Origin of the sequence: Citrobacter werkmanii, assembly GCF_008693645.1 — a bacterium.
In the GTDB taxonomy this organism is placed as follows: Bacteria; Pseudomonadota; Gammaproteobacteria; order Enterobacterales; family Enterobacteriaceae; genus Citrobacter; species Citrobacter werkmanii.
In genome coordinates, this window is the sequence record NZ_CP044101.1 from 705,949 (window position 1) to 728,788 (window position 22,840).

Here is a 22,840-nt window from a genome sequence, read left to right on the forward strand (position 1 = left end):
TTTTAGTAAGTACGCACAAAAAGGTTAGTATGAAAATGACAGCGTCGACCCTCTCCCAGCAATTACGCGATGGCAATTTGTTTGCCGAACAGTGTCCCTCCCGCGAGGTGTTAAAACACGTCACCAGCCGCTGGGGCGTGTTAATTCTGGTGGCGCTGCGCGACGGTACGCACCGCTTTAGCGATTTGCGCCGGAAGATGGGCGGCGTCAGCGAAAAGATGTTGGCGCAATCCCTGCAGGCGCTGGAGCAGGACGGGTTTATCAATCGGGTGTCCTATCCGGTGGTGCCGCCGCACGTGGAATATAGTCTGACGCCGTTGGGTGAGCAGGTGAGCGATAAAGTCGCCGCGCTGGCGGACTGGATAGAACTGAATTTGCCGCAGGTTTTGGCGCAACGGGAAGAGCGGGTTGCGTGATAGGTTGGCAGTGTGTTTTGTAGGCCGGATAAGACGCTAGTGCGTCGCATCCGGCACGAGAGTTACTTACTCAAATCCAGCTGATAAATCGCAAAGCCGATATCATCGGTAGCGACTTTTTTCAGCGGATATTGCCCTTTCTCTTTGATAAACGCTGCGGCTTTCTCAGACGGTGACGTTTCAAAACGAATATCCAGTGGCGTATCACTGTGAATCGGCGCCAGACGCCAGTTGTTATCTGCCGCCGGATGAATTTCACCGGCCCGCTTCGTCTCAGCACCAATCCATGCGGCCAGCACCGAGCGGTTTTCATCTGGTGACGCAAACGCGATGTGGTTGTCTCCTGTTCCGGCAAACTTACCGCCATAGGCGCGATAGTTGTTGGTCGCGACGAGGAAGGTGGCGTTAGGGTCGACAGGCTTACCGTTAAAGGTCAGATTCTTAATCCGCTCTGCTTTTGGGTTGATGGTCTGGCACTCGCCGTCGTAGCGGGCGGGCTGTGACACATCGATCTGATAATTCACGCCGTCGATCACGTCAAAGTTATAAGTACGGAACCCATCCCAGTTGATCAGCGACTGCGGCTTGCTGCTGTGAATATCAATTTGATTAAACTGCCCGGCGGAACATTCCAGCCACTCTTTCACCTCTTTGCCGCTGGCTTTCACGACCACCAGGGTATTGGGATAGAGATACAAATCAGCGGCATTACGGAAGGTTAACTGGCCTTTTTCGACTTCGACAAAGCTGGCCGGATCGTTCTTGCGTCCACCGACCTTAAACGGCGCGGCCGCGGAAAGTACCGGCAATTTTGCCAGGTCCGGATCGCCCTGAATAAAATGTTCCACATAGGCTTTCTGGGCGTTATTCACCACCTGCACGGTCGGGTCATCCTGAACCAACGCCAGGTAGCTGTACATGTTGTCGGCGGATTTACCAATTGGTTTGCTGACGAATTCACGAGTGGCGTCGTGATCGGCTTTCAGGATCTCAACGATTTTTTTGTCTTCTGCTGCCAGTGATTTTTTCGCCGCGGCGTCATAAATGGGGCGTGCCTCTGCTTTCGCCTGGCTGACCTGCCATTTACCGCTGTCGTTATTCAGTACCAAATCCACGACGCCCAGATGATCGCCCCACATGCCCGGCATCACCGCCGGTACGCCATTGAGCGTGCCTTTCGCGGTATCCGCGCCTTTAATATTGGCAAAATCTTTACCCGGGAAAACGGCGTGAGCATGACCAAACATAATGGCATCCACTCCCGGTACTTCACTGAGATAATAAACGGAGTTTTCCGCCATCGTCTGATACGGGTCGGCAGAAAGGCCGGAGTGAGCAATCACCACCACGACATCAGCGCCTTTTTTCCGCATTTCCGGCACATACTTACGCGCGGTTTCGGTGATGTCATTTACCGTCACTTTGCCGCTAAGGTTAGCTTTATCCCAGGTCATGATTTGTGGTGGCACAAAGCCGATATAGCCAATCTTCAGCGTCTGCTTGTTACCTTGCTGGTCGACCACTTCAGTTTCTTTGATCAAATAAGGCGTAAATAGCGGCTTTTTGGTCTTAACATCGATGATATTGGCGTTAACGTAGGGGAACTTCGCTCCGGCCAGCGCGTTATGCAAATACGCCAGACCATAGTTGAATTCATGATTGCCGAGGTTGCCCACCGCGTAATCCAGCGTATTGAGCGCCTTATATACCGGGTGAGTTTCGCCCGCTTTCAGCCCTTTGGCCGCCATGTAATCCCCGAGCGGGCTGCCCTGAATCAGATCGCCGTTATCAACCAGCACGCTGTTTTTGACTTCACTACGCGCGGCGTTGATCAGACTTGCCGTGCGCACCAGGCCAAATTTTTCAGTCGGCGTGTCTTTGTAATAATCGAAATCCATCATATTGCTATGTAAATCAGTGGTTTCCATTATTCGCAGATCGACGGTCGCGGCATTCACGCTGGCTGCAATCAGCGTTGCCAGAAGCGTTGCACTAAACTTAATCATCAGGGGCATCCTTTTAAGATCTAAGCCACAAAAGAAAATGTATATAAATCTTCTTGCTTACAGAACTGTGAATCATGACATGAATATAGCGTTTAAAACCGCAGACGCTATCACAGTTGGCGGATCCCCTGACGATCGGGTATAAGTAAAACAACGAGTTAACACCACTGACAAACGAGGTGGAGAATGTTAGAACATGTATGCCAGCTTGCACGGAACGCGGGCGATGCCATTATGCAGGTCTACGATGGAATCAAACCGATGGAGATTACCAGCAAGCAGGATGATTCTCCGGTCACGGCGGCGGATATCGCTGCGCACACGGTGATCCTCGAAGGATTACAGGCGTTGACGCCGGATATTCCGGTTCTGTCTGAAGAAGCTCCTCCTGGCTGGGATGTTCGCCAGCACTGGCAGCGCTACTGGCTGGTGGACCCGCTGGACGGTACCAAAGAGTTTATTAAACGTAACGGTGAATTTACCGTCAATATTGCGCTGATTGAACAGGGAAAGCCGGTGCTTGGCGTGGTTTACGCGCCAGTAATGAAGGTCATGTACAGCGCGGCAGAAGGTAAAGCGTGGAAAGAAGAGTGCGGTGTGCGCAAACAGATCCTGGTACGTGACGCGCGTCCACCGCTGGTGGTAATTAGCCGCTCGCATGCCGACAATGAGTTAAAAGAGTATCTGCAACAACTGGGCGAACACCAGACCACGTCGATTGGCTCGTCGCTGAAATTCTGCCTGGTGGCGGAAGGGCACGCGCAGCTGTATCCGCGTTTTGGACCAACTAACGTCTGGGACACCGCCGCTGGCCACGCCGTTGCCGCCGCAGCCGGAGCGCACGTTCACGACTGGCAGGGGAAACCGCTGGACTACACCCCACGTGAATCGTTCCTCAACCCCGGCTTCCGGGTCTCTATTTACTGAGCAATTTATGCAGCAGGGCAATCACCTGCTGCACCTCTTCCTGCGTTAATGCACCATCTTTTGCCCACTGTACGCGTCCGTCCTTATCGAGTACCGCAATAGCGGAGCTTTCTTCATCCAGTTGCCAGGCTTTACGCGCAATGCCGTTGCTGTCGACAATAAATTGTGACCATGGATAGAGCTTCTTGTTGCTCTCCAGACTGCTGCGCACAAACATACCGGAGCCGGGAATGGCGTCATCCGTGTTGACGATAGTGGTGGTCTGGTATTTGTCGTGCGGCAGGTTCGCTGCTTTGATGGCTTCAATCAGGTTCGCGTTTTTCTCTTTAGCGGAGGTGCGCCCGGCGATGTGTTGCACAATCCGTACTTTGCCGGGCAGTTGCGCGCTATTCCAGCTTTTGTAGCTAAACTTATCGTTATCAAGAATCAGTTCGCCGCGATCGGCGATCCCCACCGGTGGTACGCGCTGGTTAGTCTCAAACTTATGGGCGGAGGCAATCATCGGCAGCAGCAGGCACGACAGCGCCAGCAGTTTTCGTAAGGTCATAGGTTTTCCTTCTTTCTTTATTTTGCAGGTGATCCGACCACTTGGGTCTGGAATTTAATCATATGTGCGATTGATGCTTTTTCCCGCAAGCGCGATGCCAGTTTGCGGACGGGCGCACAAATCCTGCGAAAATCGAAGGCTTATACTGAAGACAGCGAAGCGTTGAAAAGATAATTCTGAATAATTGTAACTTGAAGGTAAATAAACTTATACACGCTGGAAACATCAACGAGATAGTCTATAGTCATAGGGCATTAAAATTTGCGCCTGAGGATTGTCGGACCGATTGTGGTACCGCAAAGGCGTAATGCTCAGCAGGAGACAACAATGAAAATTTTCCAACGATACAACCCGCTGCAGGTGGCGAAGTACGTGAAGATCCTGTTTCGTGGACGGTTATATATCAAGGACGTAGGCGCTTTTGAATTTGATAAGGGTAAGATTCTTATCCCAAAAGTGAAGGACAAGCTGCATTTTTCGGTGATGTCCGAAGTTAACCGTCAGGTCTTGCGTCTGCAAACTGAGATGGCTTGATCAAAGTGCTATGCGGTAGTTAAAAAAACGGCTCCAGGACTGGAGCCGTTGATGTTTCTGCAAGGCGCTATGACGCCTTCGCCTCTTCCTTCGCATCCGGCAGTTTTGGGACCAGAACGGTAGGTTTACTGTCCAGACGCGTCACCAGCAGCTGATCGATCTTGTAATTATCGATATCCACCACTTCAAATTTGTAGCCTGAATATTTCACCGAGTCGGTGCGTTTCGGGATTTTACGCAACATGAACATCATAAAGCCGCCGATGGTCTCATAGTTGCCGGACTGCGGGAATTCGTCGATATCCAGGACGCGCATGACGTCATCAATCGGCGTACCGCCGTCGACTAACCATGAGTTTTCATCACGCGCCACGATCTGCTCTTCCAGGCCCTGACCAACTAAATCGCCCATCAGCGTCGTCATCACATCGTTGAGCGTGATAATCCCCACCACCAATGCATACTCGTTCATGATGACGGCAAAATCTTCGCCTGCGGTTTTGAAGCTTTCCAGCGCTTCAGAGAGCGTCAGCGTATCCGGGACAATCAGCGTATTGCGGATCTGCACGCCGCTGTTCAGCGCCATGCTCTGGTTGGCCAGCACGCGGTTGAGGAGATCCTTTGAATCGACATAGCCAATGATGTGGTCGATATCTTCGTTACACACCAGGAATTTGGAGTGCGGGTGTTCCGCCACTTTGTTCTTCAGGCTCTGCTCGTCTTCGTGAAGATCGAACCAGATAATGTTCTCACGCGAGGTCATTGAAGACGGTACGGTACGGGATTCCAGTTCGAACACATTTTCAATCAGCTCATGTTCCTGCTTGCGCAGAACACCCGCCAGCGCACCGGCTTCGACCACGGCGTAAATGTCGTCTGACGTGATGTCATCTTTACGCACCATCGGGATTTTAAACAGGCGGAAAATGTTATTTGCCAGACCGTTAAAGAACCACACCAGCGGGCGGAAGACCAGCAGACAGAAGCGCATCGGGTTGATGATACGCAAAGCCACAGCTTCTGGCGCAATCATACCGATGCGTTTCGGGGTTAAATCCGCGAACAGGATGAACAGGCCAGTAACCAGTGAGAAGGACAGAATAAAACTTAACTGTTCGGACAGCTCTGGAGCGAAGTACTTTGAGAACAGACTGTAAAACGCCGGGGAAAAGGCCGCATCACCAACGATACCGCCGAGAATGGCGACCGCGTTAAGGCCAATCTGCACCACGGTAAAAAACATGCCGGGGTTTTCCTGCATCTTCAAAACACGCTGTGCGTTTACATTGCCTTCATCGGCAAGCAGTTTAAGTTTGATTTTGCGTGATGCGGCAAGCGAGATCTCGGATATCGAGAAAAACGCACTCACGGCGATCAGGCAGAGAATGACTAAAATACTGTTTAACATATCTTATCCGACCGTTCGGGTCAGATCCTCGGAAGGGAGAAGTTGATAAATCCGTGTGAAATACACATTGAAAACCGGCTCGTGGAAGTGAGCCGGTAAATTCAGAAGCTAGTATAGCGTAAGGTACTGTAACGTCGCCAGAGGGGGAAATTTATCCTTGTGGTGGCAAACACACGCCAATCCCGCCAATTCCACAGTATCCATAAGGGTTTTTGTGCAGATATTGTTGGTGATCGTCTTCGGCATAATAGAACGGGGTTGCCGTACTGATTTCCGTTGTAATGGTCCGCTCGTCGCCAGCGGCGTTCATCGCCGCCTGAAAACGCTCAAGGCTGGCCTGTGCTGCGGCGGTTTGCTCTGGCGTTAAGGGATAAATAGCGGAACGATACTGCGTACCCTGGTCGTTCCCCTGGCGCATACCTTGCGCCGGGTCGTGATTTTCCCAGAACACCTGCAGCAGTTGCTCGTAGCTGATAACATGCGGGTCATAGACGACGCGTACCGCCTCGGCATGCCCGGTATCGCCAGAGCAAACTTCCCGATAGGTCGGGTTAGGGGTATAGCCGCCGGTGTATCCGGCTGCGGTGCTGTACACGCCGGGTAATGACCAGAATAAACGCTCCACGCCCCAGAAACATCCCATGGCGAAAAGGGCGATTTCCATACCGTCGGGCACGTTGGTCATCGAATGTTGGTTAACCGCATGCAGCGTTGCCACTGGCATCGGGGTGTTGCGTCCAGGTAGCGCATCTGCTTGAGTAACGAGATGCTTTCTATCAAATAAACTCATGGCCGTTCTCCCGAAATCAGTCATTTGGGTTAAGGTTGTAACGAGACGCGTCTTTGCCCACAATAAACGGCATGAATACGTCTAGAGTTAAACATAAGAAATATTTGGGTTGCCGTCTGTTTTTCAACTCTTATTGTTGATTTTTTGTTAAGCCGAGGAACGGCATAGTATTTTTTTCCAGGGGTGGGAAAAAAGGATATTCAGGAGAAAATGTGCCACATATCCGTCAGTTATGTTGGGTGGGATTACTGTGCTTAAGTGGCTCCGCCGCCGCCGCGAATGTTCGCTTACAGGTCGAAGGATTATCAGGACCGCTGGAGAAAAACGTCCGTGCGCAGCTGTCCACGATTCAAAGTGATGAAGTCACGCCAGACCGACGCTTTCGTGCGCGCGTTGATGATGCCATCCGCGAAGGGCTAAAAGCGCTGGGCTACTTTGAGCCGACCATCGATTTTGAGCTGCGCCCGCCACCGGCGAAAGGACGCCAGGTGCTGATTGCCAAAGTAACCCCCGGCGAGCCGGTGCTGATTGGCGGCACCGAAGTGATTCTGCGCGGTGGCGCGCGTACGGATAAAGATTACCTGGATCTGCTGAAAACGCGCCCGGCAATCGGCACCGTGCTGAATCAGGGAGACTATGACAACTTCAAAAAATCCCTCACCAGCGTGGCGCTGCGCAAAGGTTATTTCGACAGTGAATTTAATAAAAGTCAGCTTGGAATAGCGCTTGAGCGCCGTCAGGCGTTCTGGGATATCGATTACAACAGCGGCGAACGCTATCGCTTTGGGCATGTCACCTTTGAAGGCTCGCAAATTCGTGATGAGTACCTGCAAAACCTGGTGCCATTTAAAGAAGGTGAAGCGTACGAGTCGAAAGATCTGGGGGAATTGAACCGTCGTCTGTCGGCGACCGGATGGTTTAATTCTGTGGTTGTCGCGCCGGAATTTGATAAAGCCCGCAAAACCAAAGTGCTGCCGCTAAAAGGCGTGGTCTCGCCGCGTACCGAAAACACCATCGAAACCGGGGTTGGTTATTCCACTGACGTCGGGCCACGGGTAAAGACCTCGTGGAAAAAGCCGTGGATGAACTCCTATGGCCACAGCCTGACCACCAGCGCCAGCATCTCTGCGCCAGAGCAGGTCCTTGATTTTAGCTATAAAATGCCGCTGTTAAAGAACCCGCTGGAGCAGTATTACCTGGTGCAGGGCGGCTTTAAGCGTACCGATTTAAACGACACCGAGCAGGACTCCACGACGCTTGCGGTTTCCCGCTACTGGGATCTCTCCAGTGGCTGGCAGCGCGCGATTAACCTGCGCTGGAGCCTCGACCACTTTACGCAGGGTAACGTCACCAATACCACTATGCTGCTCTATCCGGGCGTGATGATTAGCCGGACGCGTTCGCGCGGCGGTCTGATGCCCGTCTGGGGCGATTCACAGCGTTATTCCATTGATTACTCCAATACGGCCTGGGGCTCAGACGTTGATTTCTCCGTCTTCCAGGCGCAAAACGTCTGGATCCGCACGCTGTACGACAGGCATCGCTTTGTGATGCGCGGTAACCTCGGCTGGATTGAAACCGGGGACTTCGACAAAGTGCCGCCGGATCTGCGTTTCTTCGCCGGGGGCGATCGCAGTATTCGCGGCTATAAATACAAATCTATTTCGCCTGAAGGCAGCGACGGTAAGCTGAAAGGGGCCTCGAAGCTGGCAACCGGCTCGCTGGAATACCAGTACAACGTGACCGGGAAATGGTGGGGCGCGATGTTTGTCGATAGCGGCGAAGCGGTCAGCGATATCCGCAAAAGCGATTTCAAAACCGGCGCCGGGGTCGGCGTACGCTGGCAATCGCCGGTCGGTCCCATCAAGCTCGACTTTGCCGTTCCTGTCGGCGACAAAGATGAACATGGTTTACAGTTTTACATCGGTCTGGGGCCTGAATTATGAGTTTATGGAAGAAGATAAGCCTCGGCGTGCTGATTTTTATCCTGCTGTTGTTAGGCACGGTGGCGTTTCTTGTCGGCACCACCTCGGGCCTGCACCTGATCTTCAAAGCAGCTAATCGCTGGGTTCCGGGGCTGGAAATTGGTCAGGTCACCGGCGGCTGGCGGGATTTATCGCTCAAAAATATTCGTTATGACCAGCCTGGCGTGGCGGTGAATGCCGGCGAAGTGCATCTGGCCGTCGGGCTGGAGTGTCTTTGGGATAGCAGCCTGTGCGTCAACGATCTGTCGCTGAAAAATATCAACGTGGCGATCGACAGCAAAAAGATGCCGCCTTCAGCACCGGTTGAGGAAGAGGATAGCGGCCCGCTTAACCTTTCCACACCTTATCCGATTACGCTTTCACGCGTGGCGCTCAACAACATCAATATCAAAATCGATGACACCACGGTTTCAGTGCTCGATTTTACCTCCGGCCTGAACTGGCAGGAAAAAACGCTGACCCTGAAGCCAACGTCATTACAGGGCCTGCTGATTGCCCTGCCTAAAGTGGCGGAAGTGGCGCAGGAAGAGGTCGTTGAACCGAAGATTCAAAACCCGCAGCCGGATGAAAAACCGCTCGGCGAAACGCTAAAAGATCTGTTCTCAAAGCCGGTGCTACCGGAAATGACCGATGTCCATCTGCCGCTCAACCTCAATATTGAAGAGTTTCGCGGCGAGCAACTGCGCGTGACCGGGGATACGGATTTAACGGTGCATAACATGCTGCTCAAAGTGAGCAGTATTGACGGCAACATGAAGCTCGACGCGCTGGATATCGACTCTAATCAGGGCACGGTAAACGCCAGCGGTACGGCGCAGCTCACCAACACATGGCCGGTAGATATTACCCTCAACAGCACGCTGAACGTCGATCCATTAAAAGGCGAAAAGGTGAAGCTGAAGGTCGGCGGCGCGCTGCGTGACCAGCTGGAAGTCGGCGTCAATCTGTCTGGCCCGGTTGATATGGACCTGCGTGCGCAAACGCGTCTGGCAGAAGCCGGATTACCGCTCAATCTGGAAGTGGTGAGTAAGCAGGTTTACTGGCCGTTTACCGGCGACAAGCAATTCCAGGCCGATGACATTAAGCTCAAGCTGACCGGCAAAATGACCGACTATACGTTGTCGATGCGTACCGCGGTGAAAGGGCAGGATATTCCTCCGGCTACCATTACGCTGGACGCCAAAGGCAACGAACAGCAGATTAATCTCGACAAACTGAGCATTGCGGCGCTGGAAGGGAAAACCGAACTGAAAGCGCTGGTGGACTGGCAGCAGGCGATCAGCTGGCGCGGGGAGTTAACGCTGGATGGTATCAACACCGCGAAAACAATCCCGGACTGGCCGTCAAAGCTGAATGGTCTGGTGAAAACGCGCGGCAGTCTGTACGGCGGAAGCTGGCAGATGGAGATTCCTGAGCTGAAGCTGACCGGTAACGTGAAGCAGAACAAGGTTAATGTAAACGGCTCGCTGAAGGGGAACAGCTACCTGCAGTGGACGATCCCGGGCCTGCATCTGGAACTGGGGCGCAACAGTGCGGACGTGAAAGGGGAACTGGGGGTTAAGGACCTCAATCTCGACGCGACGATTGATGCCCCGAGCCTGGATAACGCGCTGCCGGGATTAGGTGGCACGGCGAAAGGGCTGGTAAAAGTTCGCGGTACGGTAGAAGCGCCACAGCTGTTGGCGGACATCACCGCCCGCGGCCTGCGTTGGCAGGAGCTTTCCGTTGCTCAGGTTCGCGTCGAAGGCGACGTGAAATCGGCGGAGCAAATCGCCGGTAATCTCAACGTTCGCGTAGAACGGATTGTACAACCTGACGTGAATATCGGCCTGGTGACGCTCGATGCCAAAGGCAGTGAGAAGCAGCATGAGCTACAGCTGCGCATTCAGGGCGAGCCGGTCTCAGGGCAGCTCTCCCTGGCAGGCAGCTTTGATCGCAAAGAGCAGCGCTGGAAAGGGGAATTAAGCAATACCCGTTTCCAGACGCCGGTTGGTCCGTGGGCGCTCAATCGTGCGATCGCGTTGGATTATCGCAATCAGGAACAAAAAATCAGCATTGGACCGCATTGCTGGAACAACCCGAATGCGGAGCTGTGCGTACCACAAACCATTGATGCTGGTGCAGAAGGACGCGCGGTGGTGAATCTCAACCGTTTCGACCTGGCGATGCTGAAACCGTTTATGCCGGATACGACTCAGGCCAGCGGGGTGTTCACCGGCAAAGCCGATGTCAGTTGGGACACGACCAAAGAGGGGCTGCCGCAGGGGCAGGTCACGCTTTCCGGGCGTAACGTGAAGGTCACGCAAAGCGTGAACGATGCGCCGCTGCCTGTGGCATTTGAAACGTTGAATCTGACCGCCGACCTGCACGACAACCGTGCCGAGCTGGGCTGGCTGATTCGCCTGACTAATAACGGGCAGTTTGACGGAAAGGTGCAGGTGACGGATCCACAAGGGCGCCGTAACCTGGGCGGCAACGTCAATATCCGCAACTTCAATCTGGCGATGGTGAACCCTATCTTCTCACGTGGTGAAAAGGCCGCGGGGATGATCAACGCCAACCTGCGTCTGGGCGGCGATGTGCAAAGCCCGCAACTGCTTGGACAACTGCAACTGAGCGGACTGGATATCGACGGTAACTTTATGCCGTTTGACATGCAGCCAAGCCAGTTAGCCGTTAACTTCACCGGAACACGCTCAACGTTGGCGGGTGTGGTGCGTACGCAGCAGGGGGAAATCAACCTGAGCGGCGACGCAGACTGGAGTCAAATAGACAACTGGCGGGCGCGCGTTGCGGCGAAAGGCAGCCGGGTGCGGATCACCGTGCCGCCGATGGTGCGTCTGGATGTCTCGCCGGATGTGGAATTTGAAGCGACACCGAGCCTGTTTACCCTGAACGGCAATGTCGATGTGCCGTGGGCGCGTATCGTGGTCCACGATCTGCCGGAAAGCGCGGTAGGGGTGTCCAGCGATATGGTGATGCTTAATAACGATCTGCAGCCCGAGAAACCACAGACCGCCGGGATCCCGATCAACAGCAACCTGAATATCCACGTCGGTAATAACGTGCGTCTTGATGCCTTTGGTTTGAAAGCGCGTCTGACGGGCGATCTGAAGGTGGTGCAGGATAAACAGGGGCTGGGGCTTAACGGGCAGATTAATATCCCGAGCGGTCGCTTCCATGCCTATGGTCAGGATCTGATTGTGCGTAAGGGCGAGCTGTTATTCTCCGGTCCGCCGGATCAGCCGTTGCTCAATATTGAAGCGATTCGTAACCCGGATGCTACAGAAGATGACGTGATCGCCGGCGTTCGCGTCACGGGCACGGCTGATGAACCGAAAGCGGAGATCTTCTCCGACCCGGCGATGTCGCAGCAAATGGCGCTGTCCTACCTGCTTCGTGGGCAAGGACTGGATAGTGAACAGAGCGACAGCGCGGCGATGACTTCAATGCTTATTGGCCTGGGGGTTGCACAAAGTGGTCAGGTTGTGGGTAAAATCGGGGAGACATTTGGCGTAAGCAATCTGGCACTGGACACGCAAGGGGTGGGTGACTCATCTCAGGTCGTTGTCAGCGGATACGTACTGCCAGGTCTGCAGGTGAAATATGGTGTGGGTATATTTGACTCCTTAGCGACACTCACGCTACGTTATCGTCTGATGCCTAAGCTATATCTGGAAGCAGTGTCTGGCGTAGATCAGGCACTTGATTTGCTCTATCAGTTCGAGTTTTAGCAATGCGAATATTTGTCTATGGCAGTTTACGAACCAAACAAGGCAACAGCCACTGGATGACCAATGCCCTGTTGCTGGGAAATTTCAGTATCGACAACTACCAGTTGTACAGCCTGGGCCACTATCCAGGCGCCGTTCCGGGAAATGGAACAGTACACGGGGAAGTTTATCGTATTGATAACGCCACGCTGGCAGAGCTTGACGCTCTGCGTACCCGTGGTGGTGAATACGCACGCCAGCTAATTCAAACGCCGTACGGAAGTGCATGGATGTACGTGTATCAACGTCCGGTTGATGGCTTAACGCTGATTGAAAGCGGTAACTGGTTAGACAGAGACCAGTACTGATGTGAACACGCCACCCTCGGGTGGCGTTGTTTTATGTGCCCGTTGCACTCGCATTTGGGCACAAAAAAGCCCCGACATGCGGGGCTTAGCATCAAAAGTAAGAATTACTTCTTCGCGCGCTCGAAGGAAGCAACGATTTCAGCTTTAGCAGCTTCTGCGTTGTCCCAACCGTCAACTTTCACCCATTTGCCAGCTTCGAGGTCTTTATAATGCTCGAAGAAGTGGGTGATCTGCGCTTTCAGCAGTTCCGGCAGGTCGGACACATCTTTGATGTGATCGTATTCTTTGCTCAGCTTGGTGTGCGGTACCGCAACCAGTTTCGCATCTTCACCGGATTCGTCGGTCATTTTCAGAACGCCAACCGGACGGCAGCGGATCACTGAACCAGGCTCCAGCGGGTACGGAGTCGGGACCAGAACGTCAACCGGATCGCCATCCAGAGACAGAGTGTGGTTGATGTAACCGTAGTTGCACGGATAGAACATCGCGGTGGACATGAAGCGGTCAACGAACAGGGCGCCGCTCTCTTTGTCAACTTCGTATTTGATCGGATCTGCGTTGGCAGGGATCTCGATAACAACGTAGATATCTTCCGGCAGGTCTTTACCGGCAGGGACGTTGAGTAAGCTCATGTCTGTTTCCTTTAAATAAGCTATGGCAAACAAGTGGCGGGTATTATAGCCAACTCGCGCGGAATGTCTCCGCTTGTTTTCGCTTTCTCTGCGTTCATTTTCTTCTTTTTCTCTCTCTCCGGTGACAGAAAAATCCATATCTTCAGCCGCATTTTTCATAGTGATATGAAAGCGATTACAAACTTGTGATTAACGTTTTATTTACTTTTTTGAAGTGTGATGTAACGCAATCCGTTACATGCTCAATTGTCTATAGTTTTTTCGCGACGGTTTATTAACCAACAATAATCACCCTACGAGGACGCACTTATGTGGAAGCGCTTACTTTTAGTCACAGCAGTTTCGGCAGCCATGTCGTCTATGGCAATGGCAGCCCCATTAACCGTAGGATTTTCGCAGGTTGGCTCTGAATCCGGCTGGCGCGCCGCAGAAACCAACGTGGCGAAAAGCGAGGCCGAAAAGCGCGGAATTACGCTGAAAATCGCTGACGGCCAGCAAAAGCAGGAAAACCAGATTAAAGCAGTCCGTTCATTTGTTGCCCAGGGCGTCGATGCCATCTTTATTGCACCGGTCGTGGCAACAGGTTGGGAGCCGGTGTTAAAAGAGGCCAAAGATGCCGACATTCCGGTCTTTTTGCTCGATCGTTCCATCGATGTAAAAGACAAATCTCTCTATATGACTACCGTCACCGCCGATAACGTGCTGGAAGGCAAATTAATCGGCGACTGGCTGATTAAAGAAGTGAACGGCAAGCCGTGTAACGTCGTTGAGCTACAAGGAACCGTTGGCGCCAGCGTGGCGATCGATCGTAAGAAAGGGTTCGCTGAAGCCATCGCTAACGCGCCAAACATCAAAATTATCCGCTCTCAGTCCGGCGACTTCACCCGCAGTAAAGGGAAAGAAGTGATGGAGAGCTTTATTAAAGCGGAAAACAACGGCAAGAACATCTGCATGGTTTACGCCCACAACGATGACATGGCGATCGGCGCTATTCAGGCGATCAAAGAGGCGGGCCTGAAACCAGGCAAAGACATTCTGACGGGGTCAATCGACGGCGTACCGGATATCTACAAAGCGATGATTGATGGTGAAGCCAACGCCAGCGTCGAGCTGACGCCGAACATGGCAGGCCCGGCATTTGACGCGCTGGAGAAATTCAAAAAAGACGGCACGATGCCTGAGAAGCTGACCATTACCAAATCGATCCTCTATCTGCCAGATACCGCGAAAGAAGAGTTAGAGAAGAAGAAAAACATGGGCTACTAGTTTTCCCAGAGTATACCCGTAGGCCTGATAAGCGCAGCACCATCAGGCGTTGAGATGCCGGATGTCGACGCAAATGCGTCTTATCCGGCCTATATCCAGGCCGGTTAAAACGATGCCGGAGGAATGCCATGACCACCGACCAACACCAGGAAATCCTCCGTACAGAGGGCTTAAGTAAATTCTTTCCCGGCGTCAAAGCGCTGGATAACGTGGATTTCAGCCTGCGACGCGGCGAGATCATGGCATTGCTCGGCGAAAACGGGGCGGGGAAATCGACGCTGATCAAAGCGTTGACCGGTGTATATCATGCCGATCGCGGCACGATCTGGCTCGAAGGCCAGCCTGTCTCCCCCAAAAATACCGCCCATGCCCAGCAACTGGGGATTGGCACCGTGTACCAGGAAGTGAACCTGCTGCCCAATATGTCGGTAGCGGATAACTTGTTTATTGGCCGAGAACCGCGGCGCTTTGGCCTGTTGCAGCGCAAACAGATGGAAAAGCGCGCGACGGAACTGATGGCGTCGTACGGTTTTTCCCTTGATGTGCGCGAGCCGCTGAACCGCTTTTCCGTGGCAATGCAGCAGATCGTCGCCATTTGTCGGGCGATCGATCTCTCTGCGAAGGTGCTGATCCTCGATGAACCTACCGCCAGCCTCGATACCCAGGAAGTTGAAATGCTGTTCGGCCTGATGCGGCATCTGCGCGATCGCGGCGTCAGTCTGATCTTCGTCACCCACTTCCTCGATCAGGTTTATCAGGTCAGCGATCGCATCACCGTCCTGCGTAACGGCGGCTTTGTGGGCTGCCGTGAAACCCATGCGCTGCCGCAGATCGAACTGGTCAAAATGATGCTGGGCCGCGAACTGGATACCCACGCGTTACAGCGTGCGGGCCGCACGTTGCTGAGCGATAAACCGGTGGCGGCGTTTAGTGATTTTGGTAAGAAAGGCACTATCGCCCCGTTCGATCTGCAAGTGCGTCCCGGTGAGATCGTCGGTCTTGCCGGACTGCTGGGATCCGGGCGAACGGAAACGGCGGAGGTGATCTTCGGCATCAAACCCGCCGACAGCGGCAGCGCACTGATCAAAGGTAAACCGCAGACCTTGCGATCGCCGCATCAGGCTTCGTGCCTGGGGATCGGTTTTTGCCCGGAGGATCGGAAAACGGATGGCATTATTGCCGCCGCCTCGGTGCGGGAAAATATCATTCTGGCGTTGCAGGCGCAGCGCGGTTGGTTGCGCCCCATTCCCCGCAAAGAACAAAACGAGATTGCCGAGCGCTTTATTCGCCAGCTTGGTATTCGCACCCCTAACGCTGAACAACCGATCGAATTTCTCTCCGGCGGCAATCAGCAAAAAGTCTTGCTGTCGCGCTGGTTACTGACCAAACCGCAATTCCTGATCCTCGATGAACCCACGCGCGGGATCGACGTCGGCGCGCATGCCGAGATCATCCGCCTGATCGAAACGCTGTGCGCCGATGGTTTGGCCCTGCTGGTTATCTCATCGGAACTGGAAGAACTGGTGGGTTATGCCGATCGGGTCATTATTATGCGCGATCGCAAACAGGTGGCCGAGATCCCACTGGCTGAATTGTCCGTCCCGGCGATCATGAACGCCATTGCGGCCTAAGGAGACTATGGTGATGCCTCAATCTCTCCCTCAATCCAATCCGCCTGAACGACGGTTTCATTGGCCCAAGGGAATGCCACAGCTGGTGGCGCTACTGCTGGTGCTGCTGGTGGACAGTCTGGTCGCGCCGCACTTCTATCAGGTGATTTTGCAGGATGGTCGTCTGTTCGGTAGCCCGATTGATATTCTCAACCGCGCCGCACCCGTGGCGCTGTTGGCGATTGGTATGACGCTGGTGATTGCCACTGGCGGCATTGATCTTTCCGTTGGCGCTGTGATGGCCATTGCCGGGGCGACGACCGCGGCGATGACGGTGGCCGGGCACAGCCTGCCGGTAGTGCTGCTTGCCGCCTTAGGCTCCGGCATTCTGGCGGGATTGTGGAACGGAGTTCTGGTGGCCATCCTCAAGATCCAACCGTTCGTCGCCACGCTGATCCTGATGGTTGCCGGGCGCGGCGTCGCGCAGTTGATCACCTCCGGGCAGATCGTCACCTTCAACTCGCCTGAGCTTTCCTGGCTTGGCAGCGGCTCACTGTTACTGTTCCCCACGCCGGTGATTATTGCGCTACTGACGCTGGTGGTGTTCTGGCTGCTGACGCGGAAAACGGCGCTGGGCATGTTTATTGAAGCGGTGGGTATCAACATTCGCGCGGCGAAAAACGCCGGGGTCAACACCCGCATTATTGTGATGCTTACCTATGTCTTGAGCGGCCTGTGTGCCGCTATCGCCGGGATCATTGTTACCGCGGATATTCGCGGCGCGGATGCGAATAACGCCGGATTATGGCTGGAGCTGGACGCTATTCTGGCGGTGGTCATTGGCGGCGGTTCGCTGATGGGCGGGCGCTTTAACCTGCTGCTGTCGGTGATAGGCGCGTTAATTATTCAGGGGATGAACACCGGGATTTTACTGTCGGGCTTCCAGCCGGAACTGAATCAGGTGGTCAAAGCCGTCGTGGTGTTGTGTGTGCTGGTTGTGCAGTCACAACGCTTTATCAGCCTGATAAAAGGAGTGCGTGGTCATGATAAAACGTAATTTACCGCTGATGATCACCCTCGGCGTGTTTGTGCTGGGCTACCTCTACTGCTTGACGCAATTTCCGGCTTTTGCTTCCACCCGGGTGATTTGCAATATCCTGACCGATAACGCTTTTTTAGGGATTATCGCCGTCGGCATGACCTTCGTGATTCTCTCTGGCGGGATCGACCTTTCCGTTGGCTCGGTGATTGCCTTTACCGGCGTATTTCTGGCAAAGGCGATTGGCTACTGGGGGATTTCTCCGTTACTGGCCTTCCCCCTGATTCTGCTGATGGGCTGCGCGTTTGGCGCGTTTATGGGATTACTGATTGATGCGCTGAAGATCCCGGCGTTTATCATTACCCTGGCGGGAATGTTCTTTTTGCGCGGCGTTAGCTATCTGGTTTCTGAAGAGTCGATCCCGATTAACCATCCGGTTTATGACACGCTCTCCAGTCTGGCATGGAAAATTCCCGGCGGCGGTCGTCTGAGTGCGATGGGTTTGCTGATGCTGGCGGTGGTGGTCATCGGCATCTTCCTCGCGCACCGTACACGGTTTGGCAATCAGGTATATGCGATTGGCGGCAACGCCACCTCTGCTAACCTGATGGGGATCTCCACCCGCAGCACCACCATCCGTATTTATATGTTGTCTACCGGCCTGGCCACGCTTGCCGGCATTGTTTTTTCAATTTACACCCAGGCCGGTTATGCGCTGGCGGGCGTCGGTGTCGAGCTGGATGCGATTGCCTCAGTCGTGATTGGCGGTACGCTGTTGAGCGGCGGAGTGGGTACGGTTTTAGGCACCTTGTTTGGCGTGGCTATTCAGGGCCTGATCCAGACCTACATTAATTTTGACGGCACATTAAGTTCCTGGTGGACCAAGATCGCGATTGGTATTTTATTGTTTATTTTTATTGCCTTACAACGCGGTCTCACGGTGCTTTGGGAAAATCGTCTAAGCTCGCCGGTCAGCCGCGTAAGCACGGCGGCGACACCAAAGTAACGTCCTGATTTTTCAAGAGACATTTAAATACCTAAACTTTTTCCGGTTGTAGTCGATAGGTTCTGTACAGGTCTGTTTTCACCCTACAACCGGAAATATAACAATGCCAAAATCCCTTTCAATTCGATCAAGTTTGTTGGTGTTATTGTCTCTGCTGGCGTTTCTGCTGTTGCTGACCGGCGGGATGGGGCTATACGCCTCTACCCGCATTATTACTTCATTGATTTATCACGGTATTATGAGTGCAGCAATGCTGGCGGCCATCGCCTTGCTGGCGGTTATTTGGTTTATGCTGCGAAATAAGTTTCTCAAACCGCTGGATAACATTGTTGAACAGCTGGAACGTCTGGCGACAGGCGATTTGTCGCCAGTTAGCGCGCCGTCGGCCAGCGCCGAATTCAACCGTCTCAACGCGGCAATGGATGAAATGCGCCATGCGCTGGGCGACTCGGTGCAACGCGTGCGTGACGCCAGCTCGCAAATTGATATCGGTAGCCGTGAACTGACGGCCGGAAACCAGCATCTGGCGCAGCGTACTGAATCGACAGCCACGTCGCTGGAACAGACCGCCGCCAGCATGGAAGAGTTAACGGCGACCGTGAAACAGAATGCGGACAACGCCGAACAGGCGCACCAGTTGGCAAAATCGGTATCGGATACCGCCGATCGCGGCAGCGAGATGGTGTGCTATGTGATCGAGAAAATGCGCGATATTGCCGGCAGTTCCAGTCGTATTGCCGACATCCTTAGCGTGATTGACGGCATCGCATTCCAGACCAATATTCTGGCGCTCAATGCCTCCGTTGAAGCGGCGCGGGCCGGTGAGCAAGGACGGGGTTTTGCGGTTGTCGCAGGTGAAGTACGTAATCTGGCCAGCCGCAGCGCCGAAGCGGCAAAAGAGATCCGCGCGTTAATCAGCGATTCGCACACTCACGTCGGTGAAGGGAGCGAGCTGGCGCAGCAGGCGGGCGAAACCATGGATGAGATTGCCACTGAGGTGATGCGCATGACTAAGCTGATGCGTGAAATCGCCAGCGCATCCCAGGAGCAGAGTCGCGGCATAGAGCAGGTGAATATCGCGGTGATTCAGATGGATGAAACGGCGCAGCAAAATGCGGCACTGGTACAGCAGTCTTCAGCGGCTACCCGCTCGTTGGAAGAGCAGTCACATGCGCTGCTGGAGGCGATGGCGGCGTTTAAGCTACAGACAACGTAACCGAACGTAGGCCTGATAATGCGAAGTCGGTCACTGCATCATGCCGATTGCGACTTCGCTTATCCGGCCTACAACGTACAGTAGGCCGGGATAGGGCGTTTACGCGTCCGGGAACTCGCGGATAAAGCGTTCTACATCTTCAACCATATGGTCATTGCCCACGAAGAAGGAACGGCGCTGGTGCAGGCTTTCCGGAATGATATCCAGAATACGTTCTTTACCATCGCTGGCTTTGCCGCCCGCCTGCTCGGCCAGGAAGGCCATCGGGTTGCATTCGTACAGCAGACGCAGTTTCCCTTGCGGGTGGCTGGCGGTGCTCGGGTACAGGTAGATCCCGCCCTTCAGCAGATTGCGATGGAAATCCGCAACCAAAGAGCCAATGTAGCGCGAGGTGTACGGGCGCTGGGTTGACTTATCTTCTTCCTGACAGAATTTAATGTACTTCTTCACGCCATTCGGGAATTTGATGTAGTTGCCTTCGTTAATGGAGTACGTGCTGCCTTTTACCGGGAAGCGCATACGTTCCTGGCTGAGGCAGAATACGCCCAGAGAAGGATCGTAGGTAAAGGCGTGTACGCCACAGCCGGTGGTATATACCAGCATGGTGGAAGAACCATAAACCACGTAGCCCGCAGCAACCTGCTTGTTGCCCGGCTGCAGGAAATCCTCTTCCGTGACCGGTGTGCCGACTGGGGTTACGCGGCGGTAAATAGAGAAAATCGTACCGACAGAGACGTTAACATCGATGTTGGATGAGCCATCCAGCGGATCCATTAGCACAACATATTTTGCGTGTTCGCAGCCTTCGAAGACGACGATTTCATCCTCTTCTTCCGAGGCAATGCCCGCCACAATGTCGCGCGCCTTCAGTGCAGCTTTCAGTTTTTCGTTCGCGAACAGATCGAGTTTCTGCTGAACCTCTCCCTGCACGTTCTCAGCACCGCTGGCACCCAGGATATCGACCAGACCGGCCTTGTTGATATCGCGGTGGATGATCTTGGCGCCCAGCTTTATTGCCGACAACAAAGCAGTGAGTTCACCGGTAGCATGAGAAAACTCGTGCTGCTTTTCGACAATAAATTCACCTAACGTTTTCATAACACTTTCCCTGCAATTTATGTGGAGTAAAGCGACCGCAACAATATTAACAAATATTTCCATTGTTGCGCTTAGGTGAATCGCGCCAGCAAACTACGGAATATCCTGAAATGCGTTTCTCACTTGCCGGACATGTGCGTAAAATGGCCCCCAGATTAAAAAAGGATAGTGACGTATGCGCATTCATATTTTGGGAATTTGTGGCACTTTCATGGGCGGTCTGGCGATGCTGGCGCGCTCGCTTGGTCATGAAGTAACCGGTTCGGACGCCAATGTGTATCCGCCGATGAGTACCTTACTTGAGAAGCAAGGCATTGATTTAATTCAGGGTTACGATGCCAGCCAGCTCAACCCGCAGCCGGACCTGGTGATCATCGGCAACGCCATGACCCGTGGTAATCCCTGCGTGGAAGCGGTGCTTGAGAAGAACATTCCATACATGTCCGGCCCGCAATGGCTACATGACTTTGTTCTGCGCGATCGCTGGGTACTGGCGGTTGCGGGTACGCACGGTAAAACCACCACTGCCGGAATGGCGACCTGGATCCTCGAAGCCTGCGGCTATAAGCCTGGCTTTGTGATCGGCGGCGTACCGGGCAACTTTGAGGTTTCTGCGCGTCTGGGCGAAAGCGACTTCTTCGTGATTGAGGCGGATGAGTACGACTGCGCCTTCTTCGATAAGCGTTCTAAATTTGTGCATTACTGCCCGCGTACGCTGATTCTCAATAACCTTGAGTTCGATCACGCGGACATCTTTGACGATCTGAAAGCTATTCAGAAACAGTTCCATCACCTGGTACGTATCGTGCCGGGCCAGGGACGCATCATCTACCCGGAAAACGACATCAATCTGAAACAGACGATGGCGATGGGCTGCTGGAGCGAACAAGAGCTGGTGGGTGAACAGGGGCACTGGCAGGCGAAAAAGCTGACCACCGATGCATCCGTTTGGGAAGTGTGGCTGGACGGTGAAAAAGTGGGCGAGGTGAAGTGGGGCCTGGTCGGCGAACATAACATGCACAACGGTCTGATGGCGATTGCGGCTGCCCGTCATGTTGGCGTAGCGCCTGCCGACGCGGCGAATGCGCTGGGCTCGTTCATCAACGCCCGTCGTCGTCTTGAACTGCGCGGCGAAGCAAACGGCGTGACGGTGTATGACGATTTTGCTCACCACCCGACGGCGATTCTGGCAACGCTTGCCGCACTGCGCGGTAAAGTGGGCGGCACCGCGCGCATTATCGCGGTACTGGAACCTCGGTCGAACACCATGAAAATGGGCCTGAGCAAAGACGATCTGGCGCCGTCGTTAGGACGCGCGGATGAAGTGTTCCTGCTGCAACCGCCGCATATTCCGTGGCAAGTGGCGGAAGTCGCTGAGGCCTGCGTACAGCCTGCGCACTGGAGCGGCGATGTCGATGCGCTGGCAGATATGGTGGTGAAAACCGCACAGCCTGGCGATCACATCCTGGTGATGAGCAACGGCGGGTTTGGCGGCATCCATCAGAAACTGCTGGATAGCTTGGCGAAGAAAGCTCAGGCAGAAGAAGAGTAAAAAATGCCCGGTGGCGCTACGCTTACCGGGCCTACGATGCGTTGTAGGCCGGATAAGGTATTTGCACCGCCATCCGGCACTTTCGGCAGACGAAGAGGTTACGCCTCGTTTTCCGCCAGTTCACGCAGGTACTGGAAAATCTGACGCGCTGATTTCGGCGGCTTGTTGCCCGCTTTTTCTTTCCTGGCGTTACGCACCAGAGAACGCAGTTGCTGACGGTCGGCGTCAGGCCACAGGTTCATCACTTCTTCGATGGCTTCATCACTACCGTCAACCATACGGTCACGCAGTTGCTCCAGCTTATGGAAGACAACGACCTGCTGGTTGTGACGGTTTTTCAGCTTGTCCAGCGCCTGACGGATAGGATCAACATCGCGCTGGCGCAACATTTTGCCAATCAGCTGCAGCTGGCGGCGGCGACCTTCCATCTTAATGCGCTGGGCCAGCTCAATGGCGGCACGTAAATCCGCGTCGAGCGGGATTTTATCCAGCGCGTTTTTCCCCAGTTCTACCAGTTCCACACCCAGGCGTTTTAACTCCTCGGCGTCACGTTTTATTTCACTTTTACTGACCCAGATAATTTCATCGTCTTCGTCTTCGATGTCATCACCGGGAACGTCGTCGAGCCAGTCTTCGGGCTGCTTAGTCATGTCAGGCTCCTTAAAAAAAGAGGCTAATGTTACCAGTTAAGATGCGCACTGAAAAACGGTTCTCTGTTAGACTTCAG

Annotated in this window: 19 protein-coding genes; 12 read left to right on the forward strand and 7 right to left on the reverse strand. The window is 53.9% G+C overall.

Annotated features, from left to right (window positions below):
• The first annotated feature begins 35 nt into the window (after nt 1-35).
• Nucleotides 36-416 carry a winged helix-turn-helix transcriptional regulator gene (locus tag FOB24_RS04090; protein ID WP_038642973.1) on the forward strand — a complete coding sequence of 127 codons (381 nt, stop codon included), beginning with the start codon at nt 36-38 and terminating at the stop codon, nt 414-416.
• A gap of 62 nt (nt 417-478) precedes the next feature.
• On the opposite strand, the gene FOB24_RS04095 is transcribed toward FOB24_RS04090, so the two are convergent.
• Nucleotides 479-2,422: a bifunctional 2',3'-cyclic-nucleotide 2'-phosphodiesterase/3'-nucleotidase gene (locus FOB24_RS04095; RefSeq protein WP_110496168.1), complete on the reverse strand. Its 1,944-nt coding sequence runs from the start codon at nt 2,420-2,422 to the stop codon at nt 479-481.
• Between the two features lie 186 nt (nt 2,423-2,608).
• On the opposite strand from FOB24_RS04095, the gene cysQ reads away from it, so the two are divergent.
• On the forward strand, nt 2,609-3,349 hold the full coding sequence (gene cysQ / locus FOB24_RS04100) for a 3'(2'),5'-bisphosphate nucleotidase CysQ (protein ID WP_038636607.1): 741 nt from the start codon (nt 2,609-2,611) through the stop codon (nt 3,347-3,349).
• On the opposite strand, the gene FOB24_RS04105 is transcribed toward cysQ, so the two are convergent.
• On the reverse strand, nt 3,339-3,896 hold the full coding sequence (locus FOB24_RS04105; protein WP_038636612.1) for a YtfJ family protein: 558 nt from the start codon (nt 3,894-3,896) through the stop codon (nt 3,339-3,341). The genes cysQ and FOB24_RS04105 overlap by 11 nt on opposite strands.
• A 327-nt stretch (nt 3,897-4,223) precedes the next feature.
• Here FOB24_RS04105 and FOB24_RS04110 point away from each other — a divergent pair, with 327 nt between their 5' ends.
• Complete coding sequence (locus FOB24_RS04110) at nt 4,224-4,430, forward strand: DUF1107 domain-containing protein (protein ID WP_003025710.1); 207 nt, start codon at nt 4,224-4,226, stop codon at nt 4,428-4,430.
• Nucleotides 4,431-4,497: 67 nt separating this feature from the next.
• Here FOB24_RS04110 and FOB24_RS04115 read toward each other — a convergent pair whose 3' ends face one another.
• Together FOB24_RS04115 and msrA are read right to left on the reverse strand one after the other, a co-directional pair.
• A complete protein-coding gene (locus FOB24_RS04115) occupies nt 4,498-5,838 on the reverse strand; it encodes a hemolysin family protein (RefSeq protein ID WP_003025713.1) in 1,341 nt (446 codons plus the stop codon).
• A gap of 151 nt (nt 5,839-5,989) precedes the next feature.
• Complete coding sequence (msrA, locus tag FOB24_RS04120) at nt 5,990-6,628, reverse strand: peptide-methionine (S)-S-oxide reductase MsrA (RefSeq protein ID WP_087857486.1); 639 nt, start codon at nt 6,626-6,628, stop codon at nt 5,990-5,992.
• Nucleotides 6,629-6,840: 212 nt separating this feature from the next.
• Between msrA and tamA the strand changes: the two genes are divergently transcribed.
• From tamA to FOB24_RS04135, 3 genes are read left to right on the forward strand one after another with little or no spacing between them, the layout of a single operon-like run.
• Nucleotides 6,841-8,574 carry an autotransporter assembly complex protein TamA gene (gene tamA, locus FOB24_RS04125; protein WP_069324750.1) on the forward strand — a complete coding sequence of 578 codons (1,734 nt, stop codon included), beginning with the start codon at nt 6,841-6,843 and terminating at the stop codon, nt 8,572-8,574.
• Complete coding sequence (gene tamB / locus FOB24_RS04130; protein WP_150344536.1) at nt 8,571-12,347, forward strand: autotransporter assembly complex protein TamB; 3,777 nt, start codon at nt 8,571-8,573, stop codon at nt 12,345-12,347. Before tamA ends, tamB begins: the two co-directional genes overlap by 4 nt.
• Before the next feature lie 2 nt (nt 12,348-12,349).
• Nucleotides 12,350-12,694, forward strand: a complete 345-nt coding sequence (locus FOB24_RS04135; protein WP_003025723.1) for a gamma-glutamylcyclotransferase family protein — start codon at nt 12,350-12,352, stop codon at nt 12,692-12,694.
• 104 nt (nt 12,695-12,798) lie between these two features.
• On the opposite strand, the gene ppa is transcribed toward FOB24_RS04135, so the two are convergent.
• Nucleotides 12,799-13,326: an inorganic diphosphatase gene (ppa, locus tag FOB24_RS04140; RefSeq protein WP_038636623.1), complete on the reverse strand. Its 528-nt coding sequence runs from the start codon at nt 13,324-13,326 to the stop codon at nt 12,799-12,801.
• Nucleotides 13,327-13,635: 309 nt separating this feature from the next.
• Between ppa and ytfQ the strand changes: the two genes are divergently transcribed.
• The 5 genes from ytfQ to FOB24_RS04165 all read left to right on the forward strand — a co-directional run bounded on the left by ytfQ (nt 13,636) and on the right by FOB24_RS04165 (nt 19,463).
• The gene (gene ytfQ, locus FOB24_RS04145; protein WP_006686362.1) at nt 13,636-14,592 is read left to right on the forward strand and encodes a galactofuranose ABC transporter substrate-binding protein YtfQ; all 957 of its coding nucleotides are present in this window, start codon (nt 13,636-13,638) and stop codon (nt 14,590-14,592) included.
• 128 nt (nt 14,593-14,720) lie between these two features.
• Nucleotides 14,721-16,223, forward strand: a complete 1,503-nt coding sequence (ytfR, locus tag FOB24_RS04150; RefSeq protein WP_038636628.1) for a galactofuranose ABC transporter, ATP-binding protein YtfR — start codon at nt 14,721-14,723, stop codon at nt 16,221-16,223.
• A gap of 13 nt (nt 16,224-16,236) precedes the next feature.
• Nucleotides 16,237-17,259, forward strand: coding sequence for a galactofuranose ABC transporter, ATP-binding protein YtfT (gene ytfT / locus FOB24_RS04155; protein ID WP_038642975.1), 1,023 nt, complete (start codon nt 16,237-16,239; stop codon nt 17,257-17,259).
• The gene (yjfF, locus tag FOB24_RS04160) at nt 17,246-18,247 is read left to right on the forward strand and encodes a galactofuranose ABC transporter, permease protein YjfF (RefSeq protein WP_150344537.1); all 1,002 of its coding nucleotides are present in this window, start codon (nt 17,246-17,248) and stop codon (nt 18,245-18,247) included. Before ytfT ends, yjfF begins: the two co-directional genes overlap by 14 nt.
• A 103-nt stretch (nt 18,248-18,350) precedes the next feature.
• The gene (locus FOB24_RS04165) at nt 18,351-19,463 is read left to right on the forward strand and encodes a methyl-accepting chemotaxis protein (RefSeq protein ID WP_074458528.1); all 1,113 of its coding nucleotides are present in this window, start codon (nt 18,351-18,353) and stop codon (nt 19,461-19,463) included.
• Between the two features lie 99 nt (nt 19,464-19,562).
• Here FOB24_RS04165 and fbp read toward each other — a convergent pair whose 3' ends face one another.
• Nucleotides 19,563-20,561, reverse strand: a complete 999-nt coding sequence (gene fbp / locus FOB24_RS04170) for a class 1 fructose-bisphosphatase (protein ID WP_032940279.1) — start codon at nt 20,559-20,561, stop codon at nt 19,563-19,565.
• Nucleotides 20,562-20,736: 175 nt separating this feature from the next.
• Between fbp and mpl the strand changes: the two genes are divergently transcribed.
• Nucleotides 20,737-22,113, forward strand: coding sequence for a UDP-N-acetylmuramate:L-alanyl-gamma-D-glutamyl-meso-diaminopimelate ligase (gene mpl / locus FOB24_RS04175; protein ID WP_150344538.1), 1,377 nt, complete (start codon nt 20,737-20,739; stop codon nt 22,111-22,113).
• Nucleotides 22,114-22,211: 98 nt separating this feature from the next.
• On the opposite strand, the gene yjgA is transcribed toward mpl, so the two are convergent.
• Complete coding sequence (gene yjgA / locus FOB24_RS04180) at nt 22,212-22,763, reverse strand: ribosome biogenesis factor YjgA (RefSeq protein ID WP_038636638.1); 552 nt, start codon at nt 22,761-22,763, stop codon at nt 22,212-22,214.
• Nucleotides 22,764-22,840: the final 77 nt, after the last annotated feature.